The sequence below is a fragment of the Tessaracoccus oleiagri genome (genome assembly GCF_900103275.1).
Taxonomy (GTDB): Bacteria; Actinomycetota; Actinomycetes; order Propionibacteriales; family Propionibacteriaceae; genus Arachnia; species Arachnia oleiagri.
In genome coordinates, this window is record NZ_FNGP01000003.1 from 468,758 (window position 1) to 493,271 (window position 24,514).

At 71.0% G+C, this 24,514-nt stretch carries 28 protein-coding genes; 15 read left to right on the top strand and 13 right to left on the bottom strand.

Annotated elements, in window-relative coordinates:
* The 4 genes from BLR46_RS10125 to BLR46_RS10140 form a co-directional block, all read right to left on the bottom strand.
* A complete protein-coding gene (locus tag BLR46_RS10125; protein WP_143008272.1) occupies nt 1–624 on the bottom strand; it encodes a DUF4230 domain-containing protein in 624 nt (207 codons plus the stop codon).
* Nucleotides 625–755: 131 nt separating this feature from the next.
* A complete protein-coding gene (gene glcF / locus BLR46_RS10130) occupies nt 756–2,129 on the bottom strand; it encodes a glycolate oxidase subunit GlcF (RefSeq protein WP_093251637.1) in 1,374 nt (457 codons plus the stop codon).
* 2 nt (nt 2,130–2,131) lie between these two features.
* Complete coding sequence (locus tag BLR46_RS10135) at nt 2,132–3,337, bottom strand: FAD-binding oxidoreductase (RefSeq protein ID WP_093251641.1); 1,206 nt, start codon at nt 3,335–3,337, stop codon at nt 2,132–2,134.
* A complete protein-coding gene (locus tag BLR46_RS10140) occupies nt 3,337–4,815 on the bottom strand; it encodes an FAD-linked oxidase C-terminal domain-containing protein (RefSeq protein ID WP_093251643.1) in 1,479 nt (492 codons plus the stop codon). Before BLR46_RS10140 ends, BLR46_RS10135 begins: the two co-directional genes overlap by 1 nt.
* A gap of 118 nt (nt 4,816–4,933) precedes the next feature.
* On the opposite strand from BLR46_RS10140, the gene BLR46_RS10145 reads away from it, so the two are divergent.
* On the top strand, nt 4,934–8,296 hold the full coding sequence (locus BLR46_RS10145; protein WP_093251646.1) for a P-loop NTPase fold protein: 3,363 nt from the start codon (nt 4,934–4,936) through the stop codon (nt 8,294–8,296).
* A gap of 5 nt (nt 8,297–8,301) precedes the next feature.
* Here BLR46_RS10145 and BLR46_RS10150 read toward each other — a convergent pair whose 3' ends face one another.
* Nucleotides 8,302–9,309: a helix-turn-helix transcriptional regulator gene (locus tag BLR46_RS10150; RefSeq protein ID WP_245701643.1), complete on the bottom strand. Its 1,008-nt coding sequence runs from the start codon at nt 9,307–9,309 to the stop codon at nt 8,302–8,304.
* 111 nt (nt 9,310–9,420) lie between these two features.
* Between BLR46_RS10150 and BLR46_RS10155 the strand changes: the two genes are divergently transcribed.
* Together BLR46_RS10155 and BLR46_RS10160 are read left to right on the top strand one after the other, a co-directional pair.
* On the top strand, nt 9,421–9,714 hold the full coding sequence (locus tag BLR46_RS10155) for a hypothetical protein (RefSeq protein WP_093251650.1): 294 nt from the start codon (nt 9,421–9,423) through the stop codon (nt 9,712–9,714).
* Between the two features lie 70 nt (nt 9,715–9,784).
* On the top strand, nt 9,785–10,321 hold the full coding sequence (locus BLR46_RS10160) for a GNAT family N-acetyltransferase (RefSeq protein WP_093251653.1): 537 nt from the start codon (nt 9,785–9,787) through the stop codon (nt 10,319–10,321).
* A gap of 11 nt (nt 10,322–10,332) precedes the next feature.
* Here BLR46_RS10160 and BLR46_RS10165 read toward each other — a convergent pair whose 3' ends face one another.
* Together BLR46_RS10165 and BLR46_RS10170 are read right to left on the bottom strand one after the other, a co-directional pair.
* Nucleotides 10,333–10,776, bottom strand: coding sequence for a DUF2231 domain-containing protein (locus tag BLR46_RS10165; protein ID WP_143008273.1), 444 nt, complete (start codon nt 10,774–10,776; stop codon nt 10,333–10,335).
* A gap of 6 nt (nt 10,777–10,782) precedes the next feature.
* A complete protein-coding gene (locus BLR46_RS10170) occupies nt 10,783–11,262 on the bottom strand; it encodes a COG4315 family predicted lipoprotein (protein ID WP_093251658.1) in 480 nt (159 codons plus the stop codon).
* Nucleotides 11,263–11,364: 102 nt separating this feature from the next.
* On the opposite strand from BLR46_RS10170, the gene BLR46_RS10175 reads away from it, so the two are divergent.
* From BLR46_RS10175 to BLR46_RS10185, 3 genes are read left to right on the top strand one after another with little or no spacing between them, the layout of a single operon-like run.
* The gene (locus BLR46_RS10175) at nt 11,365–11,937 is read left to right on the top strand and encodes an RNA polymerase sigma factor (RefSeq protein WP_093251659.1); all 573 of its coding nucleotides are present in this window, start codon (nt 11,365–11,367) and stop codon (nt 11,935–11,937) included.
* Nucleotides 11,930–12,607: an anti-sigma factor family protein gene (locus BLR46_RS10180; RefSeq protein ID WP_093251660.1), complete on the top strand. Its 678-nt coding sequence runs from the start codon at nt 11,930–11,932 to the stop codon at nt 12,605–12,607. Before BLR46_RS10175 ends, BLR46_RS10180 begins: the two co-directional genes overlap by 8 nt.
* Before the next feature lie 14 nt (nt 12,608–12,621).
* Complete coding sequence (locus tag BLR46_RS10185; protein WP_093251661.1) at nt 12,622–13,014, top strand: VOC family protein; 393 nt, start codon at nt 12,622–12,624, stop codon at nt 13,012–13,014.
* On the opposite strand, the gene BLR46_RS10190 is transcribed toward BLR46_RS10185, so the two are convergent.
* Complete coding sequence (locus tag BLR46_RS10190) at nt 13,004–13,780, bottom strand: enoyl-CoA hydratase-related protein (protein ID WP_093251662.1); 777 nt, start codon at nt 13,778–13,780, stop codon at nt 13,004–13,006. The two genes, BLR46_RS10185 and BLR46_RS10190, sit on opposite strands and share 11 nt — an antisense overlap.
* 105 nt (nt 13,781–13,885) lie before the next feature.
* Between BLR46_RS10190 and BLR46_RS10195 the strand changes: the two genes are divergently transcribed.
* The 5 genes from BLR46_RS10195 to BLR46_RS10215 all read left to right on the top strand — a co-directional run bounded on the left by BLR46_RS10195 (nt 13,886) and on the right by BLR46_RS10215 (nt 17,660).
* Complete coding sequence (locus BLR46_RS10195; protein WP_093251663.1) at nt 13,886–14,506, top strand: cytidylate kinase-like family protein; 621 nt, start codon at nt 13,886–13,888, stop codon at nt 14,504–14,506.
* 120 nt (nt 14,507–14,626) lie between these two features.
* Complete coding sequence (locus BLR46_RS10200; RefSeq protein WP_093251665.1) at nt 14,627–15,439, top strand: ABC transporter ATP-binding protein; 813 nt, start codon at nt 14,627–14,629, stop codon at nt 15,437–15,439.
* Nucleotides 15,436–16,104, top strand: coding sequence for an ABC transporter permease (locus tag BLR46_RS10205; RefSeq protein ID WP_093251666.1), 669 nt, complete (start codon nt 15,436–15,438; stop codon nt 16,102–16,104). The genes BLR46_RS10200 and BLR46_RS10205 overlap by 4 nt, the downstream gene beginning before the upstream one ends.
* A complete protein-coding gene (locus BLR46_RS10210) occupies nt 16,070–16,762 on the top strand; it encodes an ABC transporter permease (RefSeq protein ID WP_093251668.1) in 693 nt (230 codons plus the stop codon). The genes BLR46_RS10205 and BLR46_RS10210 overlap by 35 nt, the downstream gene beginning before the upstream one ends.
* Nucleotides 16,755–17,660, top strand: coding sequence for an ABC transporter substrate-binding protein (locus tag BLR46_RS10215; protein ID WP_093251669.1), 906 nt, complete (start codon nt 16,755–16,757; stop codon nt 17,658–17,660). Before BLR46_RS10210 ends, BLR46_RS10215 begins: the two co-directional genes overlap by 8 nt.
* Here BLR46_RS10215 and BLR46_RS10220 read toward each other — a convergent pair.
* Entirely contained in the window at nt 17,657–18,436 is a 780-nt protein-coding gene (locus BLR46_RS10220) for an enoyl-CoA hydratase (protein WP_093251671.1), read from the bottom strand. The two genes, BLR46_RS10215 and BLR46_RS10220, sit on opposite strands and share 4 nt — an antisense overlap.
* 67 nt (nt 18,437–18,503) lie before the next feature.
* Between BLR46_RS10220 and BLR46_RS10225 the strand changes: the two genes are divergently transcribed.
* Genes BLR46_RS10225 through BLR46_RS10235 form a run of 3 tightly spaced genes read left to right on the top strand, consistent with a single transcriptional unit; the run spans nt 18,504 to nt 20,917 of the window.
* Entirely contained in the window at nt 18,504–19,265 is a 762-nt protein-coding gene (locus BLR46_RS10225) for a hypothetical protein (protein WP_093251672.1), read from the top strand.
* A gap of 57 nt (nt 19,266–19,322) precedes the next feature.
* Entirely contained in the window at nt 19,323–19,970 is a 648-nt protein-coding gene (locus BLR46_RS10230) for a hypothetical protein (protein WP_093251674.1), read from the top strand.
* Complete coding sequence (locus tag BLR46_RS10235) at nt 19,967–20,917, top strand: hypothetical protein (RefSeq protein WP_093251676.1); 951 nt, start codon at nt 19,967–19,969, stop codon at nt 20,915–20,917. The genes BLR46_RS10230 and BLR46_RS10235 overlap by 4 nt, the downstream gene beginning before the upstream one ends.
* On the opposite strand, the gene BLR46_RS10240 is transcribed toward BLR46_RS10235, so the two are convergent.
* Together BLR46_RS10240 and BLR46_RS10245 are read right to left on the bottom strand one after the other, a co-directional pair.
* Complete coding sequence (locus BLR46_RS10240; protein ID WP_093251677.1) at nt 20,877–21,674, bottom strand: tryptophan-rich sensory protein; 798 nt, start codon at nt 21,672–21,674, stop codon at nt 20,877–20,879. The genes BLR46_RS10235 and BLR46_RS10240 overlap by 41 nt on opposite strands.
* Before the next feature lie 9 nt (nt 21,675–21,683).
* Nucleotides 21,684–22,775: a serine hydrolase domain-containing protein gene (locus tag BLR46_RS10245; protein ID WP_093251680.1), complete on the bottom strand. Its 1,092-nt coding sequence runs from the start codon at nt 22,773–22,775 to the stop codon at nt 21,684–21,686.
* Nucleotides 22,776–22,950: 175 nt separating this feature from the next.
* Here BLR46_RS10245 and BLR46_RS10250 point away from each other — a divergent pair, with 175 nt between their 5' ends.
* Nucleotides 22,951–23,688, top strand: coding sequence for a lysophospholipid acyltransferase family protein (locus tag BLR46_RS10250; protein ID WP_093251682.1), 738 nt, complete (start codon nt 22,951–22,953; stop codon nt 23,686–23,688).
* Here the strand turns inward: BLR46_RS10250 and BLR46_RS10255 are convergent.
* Nucleotides 23,673–24,167 (bottom strand): SRPBCC family protein, encoded by a 495-nt coding sequence (locus BLR46_RS10255; RefSeq protein WP_093251685.1) that lies wholly within the window; start codon nt 24,165–24,167, stop codon nt 23,673–23,675. The two genes, BLR46_RS10250 and BLR46_RS10255, sit on opposite strands and share 16 nt — an antisense overlap.
* Nucleotide 24,168: 1 nt before the next feature.
* Entirely contained in the window at nt 24,169–24,504 is a 336-nt protein-coding gene (locus BLR46_RS10260) for an ArsR/SmtB family transcription factor (RefSeq protein ID WP_093251687.1), read from the bottom strand.
* Between the last annotated feature and the right edge of the window lie 10 nt (nt 24,505–24,514).

Sequence of the window (24,514 nt, forward strand, 5' to 3'; positions counted from 1 at the left end):
TCAGCGCGTGGCGCTGAAGTCGAATTTGACCTCGATGTCGGGGTCGACGCCCTCGACGATGCTGCTGTAGAACGTCTCGGCCTGCTCCATCAGCAGTTCTTTGTTGGCGTCGATGTAGTCCTGCTGGCCGCCGTCGTCGAGGATCTCGTTGATCATGTCGATGGTGTCCGCCTCCGGCGTGATCCAGCTCAGCAGGCCGTTGTTCTCGGCGGCGAGACGGAAGCTCTCGTTGTCGTGGCCGATGAAGACGAATTCCGGGATCGTGATGCGCACGGTGTCCTCGTCGACCTGCCGGATGGACACCTCGCCGCCTTCGATGCCCAGCTTGGCGTCGAAGCTGTACTGCAGGAACGACGCCCTCTGGCTGCCGGGGATCTCGACGCCCATGAAGGTGCTCCGATCCGTCTTCTCGGAGATGCCTTGGATACCGAGGCTCAGGAGCACCACCTGCTCCTCGCGCGTCACCGCGCTGACCACGCGGGTTCCGCGATCGTCCGCTGCTCCGCCAAACAGGGCAGACTCGGGGAAGGCCTTCATAGCGAGGAAGGTCAGGAGTCCGCCCAGGATGAGTGCTCCTGCCAGGCGCGGCCAAGCGGGCCTTGGCTTCGTCTCCGGTGTCTCCATGTCATGTCCCTTCCCTCACGCCCCGTCGCGTGTATACCCGTGTCCGGACGAGCAGATCCACGAGAGCCGCGCCACCCCCGCGTGTGCCGCTTGGCACGGACGATAGCAGCCGACGGCGATGGCCGTATCCATCATCGGCCGACCAGGTGCACGCCGCGGATGGACGCGTCCATGATGACGGCGGTGTGCACGAAGGGCATGGGTTTGCCGGCGCGCTCCAGAGACTGGGTGATCTGCATCAGGCAGCCGGGGTTCGCCGTCACGAGAAGCTCAGCGCCGGTGGTGAGGATGTTCGCCGCCTTGCGGTCGCCGAGCGCGGTGGCGGGCTCCGGGTTGAGCACGTTGTACACACCTGCGGAGCCGCAGCAGATCTCGGACTCGGGGATCTCCCGCAGCGTCACGCCCGGGATGCCGCGCAACAGGGCGCGCGGCTGTGTCACGACGCGTTGCGCGTGCCGGAGGTGGCAGGCGTCGTGGTAAGCGACGACGACCTCGCGCCCGTCGGGTGCGATCGGGTGACGCGGCGCGACCGGCCCGAGCTCGACGAGGATCTCGGACAGGTCGGCCACCCGCTCCGAGAAGGCACGGGCGCGCTCGGCGTACGCGGGGTCGTCGGCGAGCAGGTGCGCGTAGTCCTTCATCGTCGACCCGCACCCGGCGGCGTTCACGACGATCCGGTCCACGCCGGCGGCGTCGAACGTGTCGATGAGCCGACGGGCGAAGGTGAGCCCCTCCTCCTCGCGGCCGGCGTGCACCGACAGCGCCCCGCAGCAACCCTGACGCCGCGGGGCGATCACGTCGCAGCCCTCGGCGGCGAGCACCCGCGCGGTGGCGGCGTTCACGTCGCCGAAGAACTCCCGCTGCACGCAGCCCGTCAGCATCCCGACGACCGCCCGCCGCTTCCCGACGGCCGGGGTGCGCTCAGGCACCGATTCCCGCTTGCCGAGCCCGGGGACGAGCGCCTGCATCGCGTCGAGCTGGGGGCTCAGTCTGCCGACGACGCCGGTGCGCCGCACCAGCCCGAGTGCCCCCGTCCTCTGGCCGAGGCGCAGCAGCGTCCTGACGACCCGGAGCCGCTCGGGATGGGGCATGAGCGCGAAGAGCAACGCCCTGATGGCCCTCTCCCTCGGGGGCCGCGCGACGCGGCGCTCCACCTGGGCGCGCGTGGCCTCCAGGAGCTTGTCGTACTGGACGCCGGACGGGCAAGCGGTGACGCAGGCCATGCAGCCGAGGCAGGCGTCGAAGTGCGACACCATCGACGTGGTCAACGGCGCTCCCTCGACACCGGACCGCATGAGGTCGATGCGTCCCCGCGGGGAGTCCATCTCCTCGCCCCAGAGCACGTAGGTGGGGCAGGTGGTGAGGCAGAAGCCGCAGTGCACGCAGTCGTCCAGGAGCTCGGGGCTCGGTGGGCGGTGCGCGTCGAAGGACGGGCGGGCCAGCACCGTCGCCTCCTCCCCGAACAACGTCGGCATCCCCAGCTCCACCTTGCGCACCCCGGCCATGTTCAGATCCCTCCGACGAAGCGGCCCGGCGCCAGCGTCCGGGCCGGGTCGAACTCCTGCTTGACGCGTCGCATGAGGTCGATCGCCGGGACCGGTCCCCAGCTGTCCAGCTGCGGTTTCACGTCGGCCGGCGCGTCCAGCGCGACGGTGGACCCGCCGAGCTCGATGCTCAGGGTCCGCAGCGACTGCACCACGGCGGCCCGGCGCAATCCCGCGCCTCCGCTCCGTCCGGCGGCGTACAGCACGCCCGTGCCGGCAGATCCCCGGACGCCCAGCCCGAGTGACGTGGCGTGGGCGACGAGTTGCGGCACGCCGCTCAGCCGGGCAGTGGTCTTCATCAGAAGGTCGCCCTCCGGCAGCTGGCCCCACCAGGCCGGGGGAGCGGACGAGACTCGGGCGCCGTCGAGCTGCGCGGCCAGCGCCTCCGCGCGGGCGGTGGCCCCGTCGGCGCTGCCCTCGAGGAGCGCCGAGACCTGGAGGGCGCCATCTGGTGGGGCGTGCAGCTCGAGCGCGCGAGGGACCAACTGGGAGTGCACCACCGCGGCGAGCACACCGGGCAGTTGCTCGGGCCCGACGTCGAGGGTCACCCAGCGGCTCGCCTCCGGCAGGGGATGCAGCCGCAGCGTCACCTCGGTGATCACCGCTAGCGTCCCGTAGGACCCGGTGAGCAGTTTGGCGAGGTCGTAGCCGGCGACGTTCTTGACCACCCTGCCACCGGCCTTCGCCACCACACCGTCTGCGCGGACGTACTTCACGCCGATGACGAGGTCGCGGATCGCCCCGGTCCACATCCGCCGTGGCCCGGACAGGTTCGTCGCGACGGCCCCGCCGACCGTCGAGCCGAGCGGGTCGTCGACGACGAGCTGGTGTCCGCCCTCGGCGAGCAGGGCCTGGAGACGTGCGAGCGGCATCCCGGCGCCGACGATGGCGACGAGGTCCCCGCGCGAATGCTCCACGAGGGCGTCCAAGCCGGTGGTGTCGAGGAGCACCTCGCAGCGCTCCGGGGGCCGGCCCCAGGACAGCTTCGTGCCGTTGCCGCGCGCGACCACCGTGAGTCCCCGTCCGTGGCAGGCGCGCAGTAGCGCCGACACCTCGTCGGTCGTCCGCGGCCGCGCCACGACCTGTGGCCGGACGCCGTCGACGTGGTCAGCGTCCTCCGCCTCGCGCACCTCGCAGGCCGCCGACAGCACCGCTCGCAGCAGGCTCATCAGAACACCTCCACGCCGTCGGCGGCCAAGGGATGGCTGCCCTGACGAATCCGTGGACGCTCCCCGCAAAGACGGGGAGTGGGATAGATCTTCCCGGGGTTCGCGATGCCGGCGGGGTCGAACGCGCAGCGGATGAGCTGCATCGAGTCGAGGTCGTCGGCGTCGAACATCCGCGGCATGTAGCGGGCCTTGTCGAGCCCGACGCCGTGCTCGCCGGTGATGGAGCCGCCGTGCTCGATGCAGAGGTCGAGGATCATGCCGGAGACCTCCTCGGCGCGCTCGGTGGCGCCGGGCTCCGAAGCGTCGAACAGGACGAGGGGGTGAAGGTTGCCGTCGCCGGCGTGGAAGACGTTGGCGACGCGGACGCCCTTCTCGGCGCTGATCTCGCCCATCCGGTGCAGCACCGCCGACAGCGAGGTGCGGGGCACCACACCGTCCTGGACGATGTAGTCCGGCGAGATCCGCCCGACCGCGGCGAACGCCGACTTCCGGCCCTTCCAGATCTCCGCCCGCTCGAACGCGTCGGTGGCCATCCGGAACTCGAAACAGCCCGTCTCGAGGCAGATGGCCTCCACCGCGGCGTACTCGTGCGCCACCTCCAGCGCCGAGCCGTCCAGTTCCACCACCAGCACCGCGCCCGCGCCCGCGGGGTAGCCGCACGAGACGGCCTTCTCCGCCGCCTCGATCGCCAGCGCGTCCATGATCTCGATCGCGGCGGGCACGATCCCGGCCGCGATGATCGCCGACGTGGCCGCCCCGGCCTGGTCGATGGTGGCGAAGCCCGCGAGGATCGTGCGGACCTCCTCAGGCAGCCGGGTGAGCCGCAGCGTTGCCCTCGTCGCGATGCCCAGTGTCCCCTCGGAGCCGACGAAGGCGCCGAGCAGGTCGTACCCCGGCGCGTCGGGCGCCTCGGTGCCGAGGGTGACCTGCTCGCCGGCCGGGGTCACGACGTCGAGCGCCAGCACGTGTCCCGACGTGAAGCCGTACTTCAGGCAGTGGGCGCCGCCGGAGTTCTCCGCTACGTTGCCGCCGATGGAGCAGATCTGCTGGCTGCTGGGGTCGGGCGCGAAGTAGTAGCCCTCGGGGTTGGCCGCCTTGCTGACGGCCAGGTTGATCACGCCCGGATCCCCGACCGCGCGCTGGTCCTCGCGCCGGATCGAGTGCAGGGTTCGGAGGCGGCTCGTGACGATCAACACCCCATCGGCGTGGGGGAGCGCGCCGCCCGAGAGGCCGGTCCCGGAGCCGCGGGCCACGAACGGCACGCGGCGCCTCGCGCAGGCGCGGACGGTGGCGACGATCTGCTCGACGGTGTCGGCCAGGACAACGAGCGCGGGCGTCACCCGGTGCGACGTCAGCCCGTCGCACTCGTAGGTCCGCAGCTGCGTGGGGTCGGTGATCAGCAGGTGTTCCGGCAGTTGGGTGCGCAGGTCGTCGAGCACGTCCCGCACGCTCCCGTGCGGCAGTCCTGAATCAGTCATCGGCGACCCTCCTCGGTGCCAGTCTGGCAGAGAAGCGGCGCCGCTGGAGGGGGAGGCCGCACGTCTGCCTGGGACAGTTCCCCATGGAGTTTCCCCCCTCCGCATCCGATACTGGAGTATGAGCGATCGTGGTCTCGCGGTCTATGTGGTGGGGGAGCCTCAGCGGTTGCAGCAAGCGCTGGCGCAGGACCTGGCCGAGTTCGAGCTCGGGACGATCGCGTCCGCCACCCTGCCCGATGGTTGGAGCAAGGAGGCGGCCGGCGCGGTGGTCATCCTGCTCGTCGCCCCGGCCGAGGGCGGTCCGGCCGATCCGGGACGCCTCCTCGCGGGCCTGTCGCGCCTTGGCGCCTCCGTGGTACTGGCGGCCCTCGGCGGAGCCGAAGTCTCGGGAGCGCTCCGCGAAGTCCCCGCCGTCGACATCTCCGCCTGGGCGGCCCGTCGTGACCCCGAGCCCCTGCGAGAACTGGTGGAGGTGATCCGCGCCCTCCAAGCACGGCCACCGGCAGGACAGTCCTCCGATGACGCCGACCTCGCGCAGGGGGGTGCCAGCGACGAAACCGTGCGCGAGTTCCTACGGCAACAGGGGAAGGAAGCGCGGCCCGCGACGCCGCAGGACGCGGTCGCGGTCGAGGCGCGGGGCCTCCGGCCGGGCACGCTCGAGTTGCTGGTGTTGGCCGAGCGCATCGCCGCGCACAGAGGCGCGCCCGCCGGCGCGATGGACGTCGTGCTCGCCGCCACGGTGCGTCCCGCCATGACCGAACTCGACCCCAGCGGGATCGAGGGCGGGGCGACCCACGCCCTCCACGCGGCGATACCGGAACCACGCAGTGAGCGACTGGCAGCAGCGATGGCTGCCGCGGGCGCCGGTCGGTTCCAGTTGGAGCGTGGGGCCGAGACGCTCCGCCCGAGCGGGACCAGCGTGGTGGTGTCGAGCGAAGTGGCCGTACTCGTCGAGGAGTCGCGCCGGCTGGCCGCCGCCGTGCGGTCCGCGGGGGAGAAGCATCTGACGGCCCCGGAGGCCTACTCCCATCACCTCGTGGCCGTCGCGCTGGCCAGATCGCCGTTGCCGTGGCCGGTCACCAGGGCGTTGGGCATCGACGGGGATGCCCTCCGCCTCAGCCTCCTCGGGGCGATCCGGGATCGATGGCGGGACGAGGACCCGACGCACTGGAACGGATTCCTGGCGCCGCCGCCGGGCGAAGCGGTGTCGACCTTCCACCACGACGACACCCGCCAACGTGACCTCCTCGCCGAGGACAGCCTCAACATCGAGCCGCACGTGCGGGCACTGGCCCTCCTGATCACCTCGAAGGTGCTCAAACCGCCGCTGGCGGTCGGGCTCTTCGGGGACTGGGGCTCCGGCAAGACGTACTTCATGCGCGCGCTACGGCAGGAGATCGACCGGCTGACCGAGGACGCGCGGAGGTCCGGACTGCCGCAGCGTGAGCTCCCGGTGTACCGCAACATCGCCCAGATCGAGTTCAACGCGTGGCACTTCGTGGATGCGGACCTCTGGGCCAGCCTCGCCGACTACATCTTCGCCAACCTGCGGATCAGGCCGGAGGAGGATGCGAGTGATGTCACGAGCCGACGCGAGATGTACGTCAGGAAGCTGAGCGAGCAGGGAGCAGCGATCCGACAGATCGAGACCGAGCGGCTGCATCTGCGGGCGCAGATCGAGCGCTCCGAGGCCGAGCTCATCCAGGTCCAGGCCCACGCGCGACTCCGCCTCGACCTCAGGCAGCGAGCCCGCGCCTTGGTGCGCGCCTCCGGGACGACGACGGAGCGCGTGGAGGAACTGGTCAACCGACTCGGCCTTCCGGCCGTCGGGGACAGCGTCGCGGAACTTCAACGAGCGCTGGACGAAGCGCGCGGCGTCACCATGGGCAGCCGGTCGACCTTCGCGGTCATCGCGGGCCGGTACGGCGCGGGCTGGTCGCTGCTCGCGGTCGCGGCGCTGCTGCTCGGCCCGCTCGTGCTGTGGCTCACGACCCTCGTCGACGTGAGTGGGATCGAAAGGGCTGCCGCCACCGCGGCCGGTTCCCTGGGAGGCGCTGCGGCCCTGATCCGCACGGCGAGCGGGGCGGCGAGCGGCATGACCAGGCAGATCGACGAACTCAACCAGCAGCTGGAACGAGAGGTCGAGGACAGCGACGAGATGAAGAGGCATCGCTCGGTGCTCGAAGAGCTACGTGCCCGTGAGAAGGCGCTCGCCGAGGAGGAAGCGAATCTGCACCGCCAGCTGAAGCAGGTGGAGGAGTCCTTGAGGGAGCTGAACCCCGCGAAGCAGCTCGCCGATTTCATCCTCAGCCGGACCGACTCCGACGACTATCGCAAGCACCTGGGCCTCGCCTCGCTCATCCGACGGGACTTCGAGGCCCTCGCCCTCCACATCGACGAGTTCAACGCGTCGCTCGAGTCGGTGCCGCCGGGCGACGCGCCCGACGGGAAGGACGCCGAGGACGAGGAGAGCGTCTACCACGTCAACCGGATCGTGCTGTACATCGACGACCTCGATCGCTGCCCGCCGGAGACCGTGGCGAAGGTGCTGCAGGCAGTGCACCTGCTGCTCGCCTTCCCGCTGTTCGTCGTGGTCGTGGGGGTCGACGCGCGCTGGCTGTCGCGATCCCTGTCCGAGCACTACGAGGGCCTGCTCGGTCCGTACGACCGTGACGGCAGCGTCAGCGCCACGCCGCAGGACTACCTTGAGAAGATCTTCCAGATCCCCTTCTGGTTGCGTCCCATGCCGCTCGAGGCGACCAGCCGGCTCCTCGACGCGCTCACCGGTACGACGGGCGAGCCACCCGCTGCCCCCGCGACCGACGGTCGCGACTCCCTGCCTCCGGTTGATGTGCCGCGGAGCCCTGACGATGATGGGCGCGAGGAGGGGCGCACCGAGGCCCCCGCCACGGCCGCCGCGACGGTGGCCGACCCGACGGCGCGAGAGGCCAAGCCGGAAGCCGTCCAGACCGCATCCCCGTACGCGCTGCGCCTCGCGGCCACGGAGGTCACGCCGGCCGAACGCTCCTTCCTGCAGGAACTGAGACCGATGCTCGGGCGTTCTCCCCGCTCGCTCACCCGTTACGTGAACATCTTTCGCCTGCTTCGAGCGGTGGACCAGCACGAGAACGCCGGCAACCCCTCGGCCGCCAGGGAGGGGGTCGATGAAGCGACGATGTTCCTGCTCGCCGTCCTCACGGGCTACCCGGGCATTGCGCACCCGCTCATGGCCGAGATCGCCGGGGTAAGGGACGCTGTGGATGCCGCCGGAGGACTCGTCCAGCTCGCCCGGAACGCCCGGGAGCGAATGCACGACGCCGAGGTGGAGCTGGGGGCGCAGTGGGATCTGCTCGAGCGGTGGCTCGAGCAGCACGCGGACTGGGCCGGGCGGCAGAGGCTCGCGGAATGGCCCATGAAGGCGCATCGGGTGGCGCGCTACTCGTACCGGTTCGACGCAATGGCGCCGACCAGCCCGAGGTGAGCGGGTCACTGCTCGCTCCACCAGCCGCCCAACTCGTCGGGCTCGCCGGGGCTGGACCCCGGGGTCGACCGCCCCAGCAGCCGCTCGCCGAGGCGGCGCATGGCCTGCTGCAGTTCGGGGGGATCGAGCACGGTCATGCGCCAGGGGACCAGCGCGAGCTGGCGCGCCATCTCGTCCAGGTCGTCGCCTCCCGTCTCGAGGATGCAGCCGTCGCCGTCCGGGGTCACGGTGCCGGCCCCCGGCGGAATCGCCTTCCGCACGGAGTCGCAGTCGGCCTCGATCCGGATCCTCGCCACGTGCTCGTACACCGTCTGGCTGACCTCACGGCCCACGTAGGCCGCGGCGTCCGGGGCCGGTCTGGGCCGGAATCGCCAGCCCGGCGTGCGCACGTCGGACATGCGGTCCAGCCGGAAGGTGCGCCAGTCGCCGCGTAGCACGTCGTAGCCGAGCAGGTACCACTTGCGCATCGTCGCCACCAGCCGGTACGGCTCGACGCGACGCTCGCCCGACCCGAGTGGTGACGTGTAGTCGAAGGTCACGAGCTCGTGGTCGCGGATGCCACGGGCCAGCGCGAGCAGGATCTTCCCGTCCACGACCGGCACGGTCGGGTCGAGGGTGACGGTGGCGTGGTGGATCGCGTCCACCTGGGCGCGGAGCGCGGCGGGGAGGACCTGGTCCAGCTTCGCCAGGGTCCGCACCGCCGCCTCGCCGAGTCCCTCGATCGTTCCGCCGGCCGCCAGCCGCAGGCACACGGCCACGGCGACCGCCTCGTCGTCGTTGAGCAGCAGGGGCGGGAGCCGTCGCCCGACGCCGAGCTGGTACCCGCCGCCCGCGCCGTGGTCGGCCTTCACGGGGTAGCCGAGTTCGCGGAGCAGTTCGATGTCGCGACGGATGCTGCGCGTCGACACCCCCAATCGACGCGCCAGCTCGCTCCCGCTCCACACGGGCCGCGACTGGAGCAGGTCCAGCAACCGCAGCACCCGGGCCGTAGCGCTGAGCTTCGGCTCCGTCACCCTTCGATGATGCGCCATCGAGCCGCTGAGTCATAGGACCTTTCTCGTCCTAATTCGGTCGCAGTATTTGTTCGGAAATCCCACGCAACCATCCGCTGAACGGAGCGTCCCATGTCCACCGTCGCCTGGAAGTTCACGGACTTCCTGCACCTCCCGCATCGTGTGCGGGCCGCGGCACCCACCGTCGTGATCCCTGTGGTCGACGAGGCGCCCACCGTCGAGGAGCCGGCCCGTTCCGGGGCCTGGTCCCGCTGGTTCGCCTGGCTGCGGCGCCCCGACGACCCGCTCCCGTACGAGCCGAATTCGGCGGAGGCGCACCTGCGCAACGAGTCCTACCGGCACAACATCGAGTCGATGCGTCGTTCGGAGGCCATGCGCTACATGTCCATGCGCAGCATCCGCTGACCCCGGTCACATCCCGGTCACCGCGGTCCTTCGTCGGGGTTGGCGGCGGTGCCGGGCCTACGCTGTCGCCATGTTCGAAGAGGTCTCCGCTCCACGCCCTCCGGCGGCCTACGTCATCCGCGACGCCCGTCACGACGACCTGCCCGCCGTCTGCGAGATCTACAACCACTACGTCCTCCACTCCACGGTCACGTTCGACGAGGAGTCGAGGACGGCGTCCCAGTGGGAAGCGAGGCTCGACGAGTTGCAGCGGCTCGGGATGCCCGTGCTGGTGCTGGAGGGCGCGTCGGGCCAGGTTCTCGGCTACGGGCTGGTGGCGCCCTGGCGGCAGAAGGCCGCGTACCGCTACACCGTCGAGAACTCCATCTACCTGCACCCCGACGCCGCGGGCAAGGGCTACGGTGCCGCGCTGCTGGCCGAACTCATCGAGCGCTCCCGCGCGGCCGGTCTGCGGGAGATCATCGCGGTCATCGCCGACGAGGGCGCCGACGCGTCGATCGCCCTGCACCACCGCTTGGGCTTCGCGGAGATCGGGCGCATGCAGCGCGTCGGCTACAAGTTCGGCCGGTGGCTGGGCATCGTCTTGCTGCAGAAGTCGCTGGCCTGATCCTGCGGGGATCAGCCCCAGACCGCCGTCGCGCCCAGATGGCCGGTGATCGCGACCACCACGAGGCTGGCGAGTGCCCCCGCGGCCGTGAGGGCGACGGCGGTCCACACCATGGGGCCGCGACGCGGTTCCGGCCGAGCGGTCAACCAGACGAGCGCCACCACGCCGATGGCGAGCACGAGCGCCGGCCAGGGTGCCCAGCCGCCCCACGCCTCGTGGGCGCTGATGCGAGGGGTGCCGGCCATGCCTCGCTCGGCGGCGAGCGCCTCACCCGACGACTTCGCGGCCAGTGCGGCGGCGAAGCCCGCAACAGCGAACGTCGCCGTCAGCCAGCCGTACGTCCGGCGCCACCGCGCCACGAGCATCAGGGCCAGGGCGCCGAGGGCGGCGAGTGGCACGAGCACCACCGCCGCGTGCACGATCAGCGGGTGCGCCGGGATTCCGAAGACGTCCATGGACACCTACCTGATCGGTTCGCCGTCGGGCCCGAGCACGAACCAGACCCCCTGCACGTCCTGCCCGCTGGTGTCGCCGGGTGCCGTGTCGCCCACCCAGTAGTACAGCGGCCAGTGGTTGTAGGTGGCCTGCACCCGCCCGTCCTCGCGCTCGAACGATCCGAGCAGCGCTTCGTCGACGCCCGCCCCGGCCGTCGGCTCCCCGAGCAGCGGCGGCCAGTTCTCCAGGCACCCGCCCTCGCAGGCGCTGGTGTCGGGGGAGTCGTTGGTGAACATGTAGAGAGTCATGCCGGCACCATCGACGAGGATGGAGCCGAGATCCGTCTCCGCCGTCTGCAGGGCGAGCGACTCGTCGGTGACGGAGGGAGGTGCGCCGTAGGGGTCGACGGCCGAGCCGCCGTCCCCCGACCCGCAGCCTGCGAGCAGCAGAACCGCGCCGACGGAGCCGGCAGCGGCCAGTCTGCGCAACACTGGATGGATGTTCATGGGTCCTCCTGGTTCGAGGGGTTGACAGTGATACGGGCCGGGCGGCCCAAGGGATTGCGGTCGGGCGCAATCCCTTCGGCCGGTTCGCCCGTATCCACGGACATGACGCTGTTCTCGCTGGCCGACCGCGCGTCCGACGCCGCGCTCGTGGCGGGGCTCGCGGTGGACGACGACGCGGCCGCGGTGGCGTTCGTGCGCCGCTTCGAGCGGCAGGTCTTCGGGCTGGCGGTCTCGATCACCCGCGACCGCGCGCTCGCGGAGGACGTCAGCCAGGAAGCGTTCCTGCGTGCGTGGCGCGCGGCGGCCACCTACGACCTGCGGCGCGGCTCGGTGCTCACGTGGCTGCTGACGATCACGCGCAACCTCGCCATCGACGTGGTGCGCGCCCGGCGCACCACGCCCACCGACAGCGCGCTGCTCGACCAGCTCGTCGCCACCGCGCTCACGCCGGAGCAGCGCGACGAGGTGGGCGCCCTCGCCGAGGCCGCGGACGCCGCGCGTCGCCTCCGCGACCTCCCGACGGAGCAGGCGCGCGCAGTGGTCCTCGCCGTGGTGGCGGGCAACTCCGCCCAGGAGGTGGCCGACCACGAGGGCATTCCGCTGGGCACGGCCAAGACAAGGATCCGCACGGGCTTGCGACGGATGCGTCGGTCGATGGAGGTGGAACATGACTGAGCGGCATACCGGTCCGGACGAACTGCTCCGCCTCGCGCTCCAGGAGACGCCGCCCGACGAGCGCACGCGGCTCGCGGCCCACCTGACGGGCTGCGACCGTTGCGCCGCGGAGTACGCCGAACTCGAACTGGACGTCCAGCGTGCTGTGGCGGCCGCGCCCTCGATCGCCCCTCCGGCCGGGTTCTCCGGGAGGGTGCTCGACGCAATGGGCATCGACGAACTGCCCGTCCGCCGACCGGCGCGGCGGTGGGCGCCGGTGGCGGCCGTGGCGGCGGCGCTGCTCGTCGGCCTCGCGCTCGGCGTCGGGGGAGCGGCCACGTTCCTGCGTACGGAGGGCCCGCCGCAGGCGGCACCGTCCGCCGGGCCGGTGTCCACCGCGGCGGCACTGCGCACCGCGTCAGGGGAGACGGTGGGCACGGTGGGGTTCACCCACCTGGCCGGGACACCCCACCTCCTCATCTCGATCGCCGCCGCGCCGCCGGACCTCACCTACGACTGCATCGTGATCGACGCGGAGGGACAGCGGTTCGACGGCGGCACCTGGACCCTGTCGGCGGACGTCGGGAAGACCACGGCGTCGGGCAGCTGGGTGGTGGAGATCGCCTCCCCGCCCGAACGCGTGGAGATGGTGACCCCGTCGGGCTACGTTTGGGCGACGGCAGAGTTCTGAATCTCGGAGGCACCATGCAGTTCACCGGATCCGCCATCTCGCTCAACGTCCGTGACGTCGCAGCCTCGGCAGAGTGGGCGAAGACCCATCTCGGTTTCGAGGAGGCGATGGCGGACCAAGGGTTCGCGTCGCTGACCCACCCCGACGTCGGGTTCAACCTGATCTTCCTGTCGGTGGGCCTGGGCAGTTTCAAGCCCGCCTCTGCGGCCGGGCCGGCGGACGGGCTCCTCGTCGTCTTCACGTTGGACAACATCGACGAGGAGTACGCCCGCCTCCGTGATGCGGGGGTGGAGATCGTCACGCCCATCGAGACGGAACCCTGGGGTGAGCGCTACTTCCAGATGGCCGACCCCAGTGGGGTCATCTACCAACTGGTGCAGTGGGTCGACGAGCCCGTCAGCGATTGACCCAGCGCGGCGCCCGCTTCTCGAGGAACGCCGCGATGCCCTCCTGCCCATCGGGGAGGAGGACGTTGTCGCAGACCGCGCCGACGGCGTACCGGTAGGCCTCCTCGGTCCCCAGCTCGGCCTGCGCATAGAAGGCGTGCTTGCCCTGCCCGACGACCGCGGAGGAGTACTGGGCGATCTGGGCGGCGACGTGCTGCGTCGCCTCGTTGATCACATCGGCCGGTACGACATGCGACACCAGGCCGTGCTGGAGCGCCTGCTCGGCCGTCAGGGCGTCACCCGTGAGCAGCATCCGCATGGCCATCTTGTGCCCCACGGTCCGGCTCAGCGGGACCGCGGGCAGCGTCGGGAACATCCCGATCCGCAGCCCGGCGATCGAGAAGCGGACGTGCTCGGCGGCGACGGCGAGGTCGCACCCCGCGACGAGCTGGCAGCCGGCCGCTGCGGTGTCGGCGTGCACGCGGGCGATCACCGGCTGCCGGATGCGGCGGATGGCGAGCATCAGCTCCGCGCTCGCGCCGAAGAACGTCTCGTGAACCGCCCGGTCGTCGCCGGCCATCTCCGCGAGGTTGTGACCCGACGAGAACACCTTGCCGATGGAGGCCAGGATGACCGCGTGCACTTCGGGGCGTGCGCCCACCTCGTCGAAAGCCTCCGTGAGCTGCCGCATGGCGGCCAACGAGAGCGCCCCGCGCTTGGCGGGATTGTTCAACGTGACAGTGGCAATGGGCCCCTCGTAGGTGAGGAGCACGAGATCAGTCGGCATGGCTACCAGTGTTCCGCCTAACTCCCGGCTGTGCAGGTCATCGGAGGCTTACGATGGGAGCAGCCCCGATGACGAGGTTCGACACGATTTCGAGCAGGAGCCGAGATGTCGCAACAGGAGCAGGTTGGTCACCCCCTGGTCATCACCATGTGGGAGACGTACGGCTGCGGGATGGAGGAGGTGGCCTCGGCGGTCGGCCGTGAGCTCTCAATCCCCGTCCATGCGCAGGCGTTCACGTCGGAACAGATCGAGCAGTCCGAGGCCGAGCGCGCCAAGGAGGGCGGCTTTGCCCGCTTCGTCCGGCGGGTCGGCTCGCTGCACATCGACGACGCCGTCGCTGACGGCACGGCCCGGACGGAGCAGGAGTCCTGGGTGGAGATGGCGAGGAACAATACCAAGATCGTCCGGGACACGGCTGCGCAGGATGCCATCATCCTCGGTCGCAACGGCGCCTTCATCCTCAAGGACGCGCCGCGTGCCTTGCACGTCAAGCTCGACGGCCACGCGAAGGACCGGGCGGCCCTCGCCGCGGAGTTGAAGAAGATCTCCCTCGACCAAGCGACGAAACGGCTGCCGCGCGAGGATCAGTTCCGCCGCAGCCTCTCGATGAGGACCTACAACTTCGACCCGACCGGCAACGAGTACTACACCATCGTCCTCAACAGCCCCCGACTAGGCCTTTCGGAGACCGTTCGCCTGATCGTCGAGGCGGCCAAGCGCCGCTGACGGCTCCAAGGCCGCTGACGTTCGACATCCGCCGTTGTTCGAGAGAGCGGAGCGAGCCGAGACCATGTCCCGGGGCACAACGTGGCCGCGTATGGCGTTGTGGGCCCCTAGGATGTGGCAATGATCGAGTTCGACGCAGTCTCGAAGATCTATCCGGGCGGCTCGGAAGCGGTCAGGGAGTTCTCGCTGCGGGTGCCCTCGCACCGCACTGTCGTCTTGGTGGGGTCGTCGGGCTCGGGAAAGACAACGCTGCTGCGGATGGTCAACCGGATGGTGGATCCGACGGCGGGCCGCGTCCTGATCGATGGCGAGGACATCCAGTCGCGTGACCCGGTGCAGCTGCGCCGCTCGATCGGCTACGTCCTCCAACAGGGTGGTCTGCTGCCGCACCGCACGATCGCGGACAACATCGCCACGGTGCCGATCCTCAACGGCATGCCGCGGAAGCAGGCGCTGGCGGAGGTCCCCGCCCTCATGGCGCGAGTCGGCCTCGACCCCGGCTTCGCCCGCCGCTACCCGGGGCAGCTCTCCGGCGGTCAGCAGCAGCGCGTCGGCGTCGCCCGGGCGCTCGCGAGCGACCCCAACATCCTCCTCATGGACGAACCCTTCGGTGCGGTGGATCCCATCGTGCGCCGCGAGCTGCAGGACGAGCTCCTGCGGCTGCAGGCGGAGCTGGGCAAGACGATCCTCTTCGTCACCCACGACATCGACGAGGCGTTCCGGCTGGGTGACGAGATCGTCGTGCTCAAGGAGAAGGGGCTCGTGGCGCAGCGGGGCACCCCGCAGCAGATCCTCGCCGCGCCCGCCGACGAGTTCGTGCGCGACTTCGTGGGGGTCGGCCGGGCGGAACGACAGCTGGTCCTGGAGGAGGTCGACGGCCGCACGCTCGCCGTCGACGGCGACGGCCGCCCGGTGGGAATCCTCCGCGCATGAACTGGCTCAGCCAGAACTGGGAGCGCTTGGGGGAACTGCTCCTGAATCACGTGGCGCTCAGCATCCCCGCGATCGTCATCAGCGTGCTCGTCGCCGTCCCGATCGGACGGCTCGCCTTCCGCAAGCCGATTCTCGGCGGCCCGGTGCTCGGCGCCGCGAGCCTGCTCTACGCCGTCCCCGCGCTACCGCTGCTTGTGGTCATCCCCGCCCTCGCCGGACTGTCGCCCCGCTCGCCGTGGGTGATGGTGATCGCGCTCAGCCTCTATGGCATCGCACTGCTCGTACGGACCTCGGCCGACGCGTTCGCCGCCGTCGACCGCACCGTGCGCGAGGGTGCGCTGGCAGTCGGGCACTCCCCGGCCAGCGTCTTCTGGCGGGTGGACCTCCCCTTGGCGCTGCCGGTGCTGATCCCGGGGATCCGGGTCGTGACCGTCTCGACGATCAGCCTCGTCACCATCGGGGCCCTGATCGGCGTATCCAGCCTCGGTTCGCTGCTCACCGACGGGTTCCAGCGCGGGATCGTGGCCTCGGTGATTACGGGTGTCGTCGCCACGGTCGCCCTGGCGTTGGCCTTCGACGGCCTCCTGCTCCTCGCCGGACGGGTCCTCACGCCGTGGAGGAGGTGGTCCCATGAACCTCGTGGAGGCATTCCGGTGGATCGCTGACCCGGGGAACTGGGGCGGGACATCGGGGATCGCCGCGAGGATCGTCGAGCACCTGTGGGTCACGTTCCTCTCGCTGCTGGCGGCGGCGGCCGTTGCGCTGCCCGTCGGGGTCCTGATCGGGCACACGGGGCGCGGAGCCGGCGTCATCGGTGCCTTCACCGGCGCCTTCCGTGCCATCCCCACACTGGGGTTGCTGACCCTCTTCGGCCTGCTGCTCGGCATCGGCCTCGCGGCGCCCATGCTGGCTCTGGTCATCCTTGCCATCCCGTCGTTGCTCGCCGGCGCCTATTCGGGGATCCACTCCGTCGACCCGACGATCGCCGGTGCCGCGAGGGCCATCGGCATGTCGCCGGCCCAGGTCATCACGCGCGTCGAGCTGCCGCTCGCGCTGCCCGTGCTGATCGGCGGCATCCGGGCCGCCACGCTCCAGATCGTCGCCACCGCGACCCTGGCCGCGTACACCGCCGACTACGGGCTCGGCCGCTACCTGTTCGCCGGGCTCAAGACCCGCGACTACCCTCAGATGATCGGCGGCGCAATCATTGTGATCGCCCTCGCCCTGATACTGGAACTGCTGCTCGCGGCCGTCCAGCGGACGATCGACCAGCGCGTCACCCGACCATCGACGAGAGAAAAGCTAGGGTCCAGACATGGCTAGACAACGCACCGCGCTCTTCGCGCTCGCTATCACCGGCGCCCTCACGCTCGCCGCCTGCGGCAACGGGACCGACGGGAACAACGAGCCCGACGGGCAGGCGGGCGGCGAGACGCTCGTCGTCGGCTCCCAGGACTACTACTCGAACGAGATCATCGCCGAGATCTACGCCCAGGCGCTCGAGGAGGCGGGGTACACCGTCGAACGCGACTTCCGGATCGGGCAGCGCGAGGTCTACATGCCGGAGATCGAGGCCGGGAACATCGACGTGTTCCCCGAGTACACCGGCAACCTGCTGCAGTACCTCGACCCCGAGACCACCGAGACCACCGAGGATGGGGTCTACGCGGCGCTGCAGGAGGCGATGCCGGAGGGCCTCCGCGTGCTGGACCAGTCCGACGCCTCGGACCAGGACTCCTTCGTGGTCACCAAGGCGTTCGCCGACGAGCACTCCCTGGAGTCGATCGGCGACCTGGCCGACGTGGAGGGCGTGACCCTCGGCGGCAACTCGGAGCTGGAGACCCGCCCGTACGGGCCGCAGGGCCTCGAGTCGGTCTACGGCGTGTCCGTCGACTTCACCCCCATCGAGGACTCGGGCGGCCCGCTGACGCTGAAGGCGCTGCGCGACGGCGACGTGGAGGTCGTCAACATCTACACCGCCGATCCCGTCCTGGCCGAGGGCGACCTGGTACGCCTTGAGGATCCTGAGGGGCTCCTGCTCGCGTCCCACGTCGTGCCGGTCGTCTCGGAGAGGGTCGACGACGAGGCCGCCGAGGTGATCAACGAGGTCTCCGACGCGCTGTCGGCGGAGGACCTCGTCGCGCTCAATGCGAAGTCGGTCAACGAGGAAGCGCCCGCAGCGACGATCGCGTCGGACTGGCTCGCCGAGCAGGACTTCTAGGAGCGGTGCTGCCAGACGGGCTCGCGCTTGTCGAGGAAGGCCCCGATGCCCTCCTTCGCGTCGGGCGCGAGCGCGTTGGCGGCCATCACTTCGACCATGTGGGCGTACGCCTCGGCGGTTGACAGCTCCGCCTGCTCGTAGAAGGCGCGTTTGCCCACGCTGACCGTCGCGGACGAGAAGCCGGCGACGCGGCGCGCGACCGCCATCGTCGCCTCCGTCAGTTCCTCCGGCGCGACCACGTGGGAGACCAGGCCCTGGGCACGAGCCTCGGCCGCACCGATCGGCTCGCCCGTCAGCAGCATCTTCATGGCGGTCTTCCGGTCGACGGCGCGCGTCAGCGCCACCATCGGTGTGGAGCAGAACAGACCGATCCGAACGCCGGGTGTCGCGAAGCCTGCGGTCTCGGCGGCGACGGCGAGGTCGCACGTCGCCACCAGCTGGCAGCCGGCGGCTGTCGCCAGGCCCTGGACCTGGGCGATCACCGGCTGGGGGATGCGCTGGATGAGCTGCATCAGTTCCGCGCAGGTGCCGAAGATCCGACGTAGCTGGTCGTGGTCCGCGTTCCGCACCTCGCCGAGGTCGTGCCCGGCGGAGAAGACCGTGCCCTCCGAACGGAGCACCGCCGCGTGCACGTCGCGGCGCTCCGCGACCTGGCGGAAGGACTCGATGAGGCCCTTCATCGCGTCCATCGAGAGCGCACCCCGCTTCGCCGGGTTGTTCAGGGTGACCACGGCCACGGTGTCCTCGACCTCGAGGTGTACGAGCGCTTCTGCCATGCGGGCAGTCTTTCAGGCCGGCTGACCGGATGTGGCGTTTCGGCGCGGGGCGTATACCCTAGGGGGTATGCCGTCGTCAGCTTCCGACCTCGTATCGAGCCACGAGTCCGCCGCGTTGAACGCGCTCAATGCCGCTGCGGGCGACGCGCCGCTGTGCCGCAGCGACGGCACGAGGCAGGGCGTCAAGGAGGCGGAGGGCGCGGCCGCGGCGCTCGGTGACGTGCGTCGAGCGCTCCAGCGAGACCCTGGCCGAAGCCCGCTCGTGGTCCTCGACGAGGTGGCCGGGCAGTGGCGGCGGCTGGACGGGGCGCTGGCCGAGCGGCCCGAGACCAAGGAGTACCTCGCCGGCGGGATGGAAGCCATCGAAGCACTCCGTGCCGACGTCGAGGCGGTGAAGCCCGCCGCCGGGCCGGCCCGAGCCGTGTCCCTGACCGCACCGACCTCCCCGTCGGTGTCCGTGCCGGCGCGAGCGGGGAAGTGGGCCCGACGCCGGGTCGTCGCCGCCCTCGTCGTGTTCGGCCTGTTGGCACCGCTCGTCGCGACGTCCGGGCCCTGGGACCTCATCGCGGAACCGTTGTGGTCGACGCTCGTCCTCGGCATCGCGGCACTGTCCTCGGCCACCCTTGCCTTGTTCGTGCCGCACCACGGCTGGAAGCCCGACCTCGGGTGCGCCCCGTGCGCGATCACGGGCGTCCTCGTGGCCATCGGTGCGCCCGCAGCCGTCATCTGGAACGCCCATGACCTCGGCTGGGCGTTGCTCGGGCTGGTCGTCTCCGTCTTCGCACTCGTCCGGAAACAACTCGACCCCGGTTACTGCGGACCCCCCTAGCCCCAGCAGGTCAGGCGGGCGCTTCGGGCGCCCACCCGGCGGCACTAGGCTTGGGCCATGCTCGACCTCGCGTGGACCCTGCGTGCCGCGCTCGGGCTGGACCCACGGTTGTTCGACCGGCTCGGTTCGGTGTCGCCATGGACGGCGTTCGGGGTGGCGCTCCTCGCGGGGTTGTCCACGATGCTGGGGCACGTCGCGATCCTCGCGCTGAACCGCATCCGCGGCTTCCGCCTCGTCACCAGCCTGCTGCTGAGCACCGGCGCGCTCACGTTCCTCTACGCGACGCAGGCCGCGGTCACCTGGGCCGTCGCCACCATGGCGCTCCGCCGCCAGCTGCCGCTCGGCGACCTGCTCGTCGTGGCGATGCTCGCGCTGGCGCCGCTGGTGCTCAACGTGCTCACGGCGCTCCCGCACCTCGGGCTGGGCCTCGGGCGAATACTTGAGGCCTGGAGCTACCTCATCTTCTGGTACGGCGTTGCGCGCGTGTTCGACCTCGTCTGGGGCTGGGCGCTCGGCTTCACGATCGCGGGTTGGCTCGTGATGCAGCTCCTGTCGCGGCTCGTCCACCGTCCGTTGTCATGGGCGATGTCGCGAGCTTGGACGCTGGGCACCGGCCGGCCGACGATGGTGACCTCCCGCGACGTGCTGGCCGGCATGCCGTTCATCCCGATCGAGCCGCACTCCTCGGGCGGAGCGTCCCGATGATCACCTGGACGCTGGGCGTGCTGGGCCTCATGCTCCTGCTGTTCGTGCTCCTGTCGCCGCTGGAGTCGCTCCGGTGGTGGGTCGACCGGGGGGAGCGGGAGGTCCGCCAGACCTTCGAGCTCGAGCCCCCCGGCAACCCTCCGCCGGCCGCTGCCGAACACTTCCTGGTGTACCTCTCCGGGGTCGGGACCATCGGCGGCGATGCCCTGTCGCGACGGGAGGAGGCCTGGCTCGACAGCCTTCGCGAGGCGCTTCCCGAGGCCCGGGTCATCGGCGACGTCTTCCCGTACGCGGTCGACAACCGCGGACTCCTCCAGCGGGCGACCGTGTGGCTGTGGGGACGGCTCGAGCGATGGCGACGGGGACGCTGGGCGCGGTTGCTGCCCGCGTTGATCGAGATCCGCAACATCGCGCAGGTCCTCGTGTCGGCCGATCCCCGCTACGGGCCGACGTACAACATCGGGCTGGCGCAGGAGATCTGGCGCTCACTCCAGCGGCACGGGTACGTCCCCGGCGGCACGACGCCGGTTACCCTGATCGGGTTCTCCGGCGGCGCCCAGGTGGCGCTCGGCGCGGGTGGCCTGCTCGCCGGGCTGGGGGTGCCGGTCTCGCTCATCGCGGTGGGCGGCATCTTCGGCGACGACCCCGGACTCGAGCGCTTGCGACGCGTCTGGCTGCTGACCGGCACGCGGGACCGGCTCCAACGACTCGGCGTGGTTGCGTTCCCGGGTCGCTGGCCCACCGCGCCGCTCTCGCACTGGGGGCGGGCGAAGCGTGAGGGCCGCATCACCCGGCTCGTGATCGGGGACATGGCGCACACCGGCGCGGACGGCTACCTCGGGCGGCGCGCGAGCGGGTCCGACGGGCGCAGCCATGCCGAGGCCACGCGCGACGCCGTCGTGCGAATCATCCGAGGCCAGGGCGGCGCTCGGCGCGGATCCGGATGAGGACGGTGCCCAGCAGGAGGATCCCGGCCGCGGTCCCGGCCAGCCAGGCGACCGCGGGGGAGACGAGATCGGTGGTCACGCGCCCGGCCGCGATCCAGGCGAGCCCCCAGGAGGTGGCCAGCGCCGGCGCCAGCCGACCGCGCCCGGCCCACGCGGTGCCCAACCCGATCCCCACCGTCACGGCGAGCACGGCCCCCGCGGCGTACTCGTAGCCGGTGAAGGTGGGGTCGGCGCCCAGCGACACCCCCCACGCCGTGATGTTGGCGACGGTGGCTACGCAGACCCAGCCCAGGTACAGGCCGAACGTGCCGTCGGTGACGATCGCCTCCACAGCGCCGGCCGGCCGCTCGGCACGGAGGATGAGGAAGATGCGGATCAGCACCGCCAGCAGCACGATGATCACGCCGACGCTTGCCGTGACGCTGCCGAGCTGTACGACCCAGATCCAGGCGGCGTTCAGCGCCGCGGACAACGCCGCCCACGGCCTCAACTCGGCCTGCCTCGAGGAGCGCCGCGCGGCGGGCAGCAACTGGTGGACGGTGTAGGCGACGAGCCCCGTGTAGATGACGCTCCAAATGCTGAATGCCGGCCCGGCCGGGGCCAGCGGGGTCGAGTCCTCCGACAGGATGCCGCCGGCGGCCTCGTTGATCGGCGTGCCGCCGAGCGCTCCGCTGCCTATGAACGCGGCGGCGACGGCGATCGCCACCGCCACCACCGTCAGGATCGACGCGACGAGGGGCCCGGGCTGCTTTGACATGCGCCGAGCCTATCCGCGCACCGAGTCCCAGAAGCGACGCATGTGGGGCGGCGTTACCGGGCCCGTGCCCTGGTGGCTCAGCAGCACGGCCGCGACCCCCTCGGTCCGGTCGACCCACAGTGTGGCGCCCGTGCCGCCGTCCCAGCCGAAGCGGCCCGCGTCGTCGATCCCGACGCCCAAGCCCCAGCGTCGTCCCGGCTCGAGGAACTCGCGGGCCATCGCGGCCGCGGGGTCGGGAAGCGGGGACGGCTCGGGATCGAGGTGCCCGTCGAGCAGCGTCTGGGCGAAGAGGAGCAGGTCCGACACCGTCGACAGCAGCCCGGTCGATGCCGACGGGAACACCGGGGGCTCGGCGTTGGCCGGGTCGCCGGCCCGCCGGATCAGGTCGGCACCGCCTCCTTCGCGGGGGAAATGGAGCGCCGGGACCCGGTGCAGCTCCGAGGTCGGCACGGCGTACCCGGTGTCGTTCATCTCGAGCGGTTCCAACAGCCGTTGCTGCAGCAGCGCGTCGAACCGCGTGCCGGTGGCCCGCTCCAGGACGATGGTCAGCGCGTCGAAGCTCGTCTGGTAGAGCCAGCCCTCGCCCGGCTGGTGCCGCATCGGCAGCGCGGCCACGCGCTCCACCCAGGTGTCGGGCTCGAGATCCGGCGGTCGCCAGGCGGACATGATGCCCGCCTCGTCGCTCGCGCGGCCCAGCGGATCGTCGCCGCCCGTCATGTCGTACCCGAGCCCGAACCCCATGTGCAGGAGGTCCCGCACCGTCGTGGGGCGGGCCGCCGGAACGGTGTCGGTCAACTCGCCGTGGCGCCGCCTCAGCACCCTGCGGTCGGCCCACTCCGGCACCCAACGCTCGACCGGGTCCTCCAGCACGAGCACTCCCTCCTCGACGAGGCCGAGGGCGCACGTCGTCCCGAGGAGCTTCGTCACCGACGAGATCTGGAAGATGGCTTCGACGTCCGCCCCCTCGGCGTCGATGGTGACGACGCGGTCGTCCAGCGGCCCCTCGGCGATCGCCCAGGCCACGCCGGGCGCGACCATCTTCGGGACTTCCTCACGCATCACCGCGGCGACCCGCGCCGCCCTCGCTGTCCGGGTGTCCATGGACTTACGCTACGTATCCACGGTGCCAGCGGGGCGGGTTCCGTACTTCTTGTACGAGTGCGCCCGTCTGATCGAGGACGCCGACGCGGCCAGGCGCTTCATCGGCGCGCAGCTCAAGGAGGCGTTCTCCGCTTGAGGGGACATGGCCGGAGCCACGTTCCAGTAAGGTCCTCCCATGCCGCAGAGTGAGTCGACGACGCCGGTCTACCGGGCGCTCGGGTTCGTGGTCCGCAAGATCGCCGCCCCGGTCCTTACCCGCAGGCACTTCCGTGGACTTGAGCACGTGCCCGCCCGGGGCCCGGCACTCGTCGTCGCGAACCACATCGGCAACTACGACGTGCTGACCCTCGGTGACTTCCTCATCACCGCGGGCCGGTGGCCGAGGTTCCTGGGCAAGGCCGACATCTGGACGGTGCCCGGGCTCCGTTGGCTCGCCACCCGGGCCAGGCAGATCCCCGTCGAGCGCTACACCGAACGCGCCAAGGACGCCCTGCGCCACGCGCAGACGGCGCTCGAGGCGGGGGACCTCGTCGGCATCTACCCCGAGGGCACCATCACGCGCGATCCCGAGGGCTGGCCCATGCTCGCCCGCAACGGCGCCGCCCGGCTCGCCCTGGCCACCGGCGTGCCGGTGATCCCCGTGGCACAGCTCGGCGCCGAGGAGGTCCTGGGCGGGCGGCACCTGCGGTTCCGCAAGCTGTTCAACCTCCGCAGACGCGACGTCCACGTCATGGCGGGGCCGCCGGTGGACCTCGCCGACCTCGGCACCACCAGCGACCCCACCGACGAGCAGCTCGCCGAGGCCACGTCGCGCATCATGGGCGCGGTCACCGAGCTCTACGCGACGCTCCGAGGGGGACGCGTCCCGCAGCTCGTCTGGGACCCCTGGCGCGAGGACTACGTCGAACGCTGAGCGAGGAACTCGTCGATCTGGTTGATCGCGAGCGTCGCGCCCTCCTCCATCCCCATGTCGAGCACCTGCTGCAGCGCCTCCGCGGACGCGTAGCGCGAGCTGTACGTCGCGCGCGTGCGGCCGTCGACGTCCGTGAACCGGTAGTCGCAGTACGACACCGGCAGGTCGGTGTTCGGGGTGAAGTCCTCGTTGGCGAACCCGTCCTCGAAGGAGAAGGCCTGCGGCTCGTCGACGGAGGTCACCTCCCAGTAGCCGGGGTACTTCTCGCCCTCGGGGCTGGTCATGTAGTAGACGACGCGGCCACCGGTCGCGAGCGAGTGCTCCACCACCGTCGCCGGGTAGCCGGGAGGGCCCCAGACCTTCTCGAGCTGGCGGGGATCGGCGTAGATCTCCCAGACGCGCTCGACGGGGGCGGCGAACTCGGCGGTGATGGTGAGGGTGAGGTTGTCGGGGTCCTTGTTGATGTCGACGACTGGCATGTCAATGCTCCTTGCTGAGTAGGTCGTCAATGTTGGCGATGCGTCCGCGCCAGATCTCCTCGAGCTCGTCGAGCATCGAGGCCACCGACCGGACGGCCTGGACGTCACCGCTGGCGAGTTGCATCCGGCCCTGTCTGCGCTTGTGCAGCAGGCCGGCCCTCTCCAGTACGACGACGTGCTTCTGGACGGCGGCGAAGCTCATGTCGTAGGCCGCCGCCAGCTCGGTCACCGACTGCTCGCCGGCGAGCACGCGCCGCAGGATGTCGCGGCGCGTCCGGTCCGCGAGCGCCCCGAACAGGGCGTCGGCGCGGTCCTCGGCGTGCATGATGACTGACATGCCACCAATA

What these genes read in the sequence shown, in the direction of transcription:
- glcF (WP_093251637.1), bottom strand. Translation starts at nt 2,129, where the DNA reads ATGGCCGGGGTGCGCAAGGTGGAGCTGGGGATGCCGACGTTGTTCGGG.
- BLR46_RS10260 (WP_093251687.1), bottom strand. Translation starts at nt 24,504, where the DNA reads ATGTCAGTCATCATGCACGCCGAGGACCGCGCCGACGCCCTGTTCGGG.
- BLR46_RS10205 (WP_093251666.1), top strand. Translation starts at nt 15,436, where the DNA reads ATGAACTGGCTCAGCCAGAACTGGGAGCGCTTGGGGGAACTGCTCCTG.
- BLR46_RS10175 (WP_093251659.1), top strand. Translation starts at nt 11,365, where the DNA reads ATGACGCTGTTCTCGCTGGCCGACCGCGCGTCCGACGCCGCGCTCGTG.
- BLR46_RS10155 (WP_093251650.1), top strand. Translation starts at nt 9,421, where the DNA reads ATGTCCACCGTCGCCTGGAAGTTCACGGACTTCCTGCACCTCCCGCAT.
- BLR46_RS10225 (WP_093251672.1), top strand. Translation starts at nt 18,504, where the DNA reads ATGCCGTCGTCAGCTTCCGACCTCGTATCGAGCCACGAGTCCGCCGCG.
- BLR46_RS10195 (WP_093251663.1), top strand. Translation starts at nt 13,886, where the DNA reads ATGTCGCAACAGGAGCAGGTTGGTCACCCCCTGGTCATCACCATGTGG.
- BLR46_RS10220 (WP_093251671.1), bottom strand. Translation starts at nt 18,436, where the DNA reads ATGGCAGAAGCGCTCGTACACCTCGAGGTCGAGGACACCGTGGCCGTG.
- BLR46_RS10235 (WP_093251676.1), top strand. Translation starts at nt 19,967, where the DNA reads ATGATCACCTGGACGCTGGGCGTGCTGGGCCTCATGCTCCTGCTGTTC.
- BLR46_RS10215 (WP_093251669.1), top strand. Translation starts at nt 16,755, where the DNA reads ATGGCTAGACAACGCACCGCGCTCTTCGCGCTCGCTATCACCGGCGCC.
- BLR46_RS10160 (WP_093251653.1), top strand. Translation starts at nt 9,785, where the DNA reads ATGTTCGAAGAGGTCTCCGCTCCACGCCCTCCGGCGGCCTACGTCATC.
- BLR46_RS10190 (WP_093251662.1), bottom strand. Translation starts at nt 13,780, where the DNA reads ATGCCGACTGATCTCGTGCTCCTCACCTACGAGGGGCCCATTGCCACT.
- BLR46_RS10230 (WP_093251674.1), top strand. Translation starts at nt 19,323, where the DNA reads ATGCTCGACCTCGCGTGGACCCTGCGTGCCGCGCTCGGGCTGGACCCA.
- BLR46_RS10255 (WP_093251685.1), bottom strand. Translation starts at nt 24,167, where the DNA reads ATGCCAGTCGTCGACATCAACAAGGACCCCGACAACCTCACCCTCACC.
- BLR46_RS10170 (WP_093251658.1), bottom strand. Translation starts at nt 11,262, where the DNA reads ATGAACATCCATCCAGTGTTGCGCAGACTGGCCGCTGCCGGCTCCGTC.
- BLR46_RS10200 (WP_093251665.1), top strand. Translation starts at nt 14,627, where the DNA reads ATGATCGAGTTCGACGCAGTCTCGAAGATCTATCCGGGCGGCTCGGAA.
- BLR46_RS10185 (WP_093251661.1), top strand. Translation starts at nt 12,622, where the DNA reads ATGCAGTTCACCGGATCCGCCATCTCGCTCAACGTCCGTGACGTCGCA.
- BLR46_RS10145 (WP_093251646.1), top strand. Translation starts at nt 4,934, where the DNA reads ATGAGCGATCGTGGTCTCGCGGTCTATGTGGTGGGGGAGCCTCAGCGG.
- BLR46_RS10140 (WP_093251643.1), bottom strand. Translation starts at nt 4,815, where the DNA reads ATGACTGATTCAGGACTGCCGCACGGGAGCGTGCGGGACGTGCTCGAC.
- BLR46_RS10180 (WP_093251660.1), top strand. Translation starts at nt 11,930, where the DNA reads ATGACTGAGCGGCATACCGGTCCGGACGAACTGCTCCGCCTCGCGCTC.
- BLR46_RS10135 (WP_093251641.1), bottom strand. Translation starts at nt 3,337, where the DNA reads ATGAGCCTGCTGCGAGCGGTGCTGTCGGCGGCCTGCGAGGTGCGCGAG.
- BLR46_RS10250 (WP_093251682.1), top strand. Translation starts at nt 22,951, where the DNA reads ATGCCGCAGAGTGAGTCGACGACGCCGGTCTACCGGGCGCTCGGGTTC.
- BLR46_RS10165 (WP_143008273.1), bottom strand. Translation starts at nt 10,776, where the DNA reads ATGGACGTCTTCGGAATCCCGGCGCACCCGCTGATCGTGCACGCGGCG.
- BLR46_RS10245 (WP_093251680.1), bottom strand. Translation starts at nt 22,775, where the DNA reads ATGGACACCCGGACAGCGAGGGCGGCGCGGGTCGCCGCGGTGATGCGT.
- BLR46_RS10125 (WP_143008272.1), bottom strand. Translation starts at nt 624, where the DNA reads ATGGAGACACCGGAGACGAAGCCAAGGCCCGCTTGGCCGCGCCTGGCA.
- BLR46_RS10240 (WP_093251677.1), bottom strand. Translation starts at nt 21,674, where the DNA reads ATGTCAAAGCAGCCCGGGCCCCTCGTCGCGTCGATCCTGACGGTGGTG.
- BLR46_RS10210 (WP_093251668.1), top strand. Translation starts at nt 16,070, where the DNA reads ATGAACCTCGTGGAGGCATTCCGGTGGATCGCTGACCCGGGGAACTGG.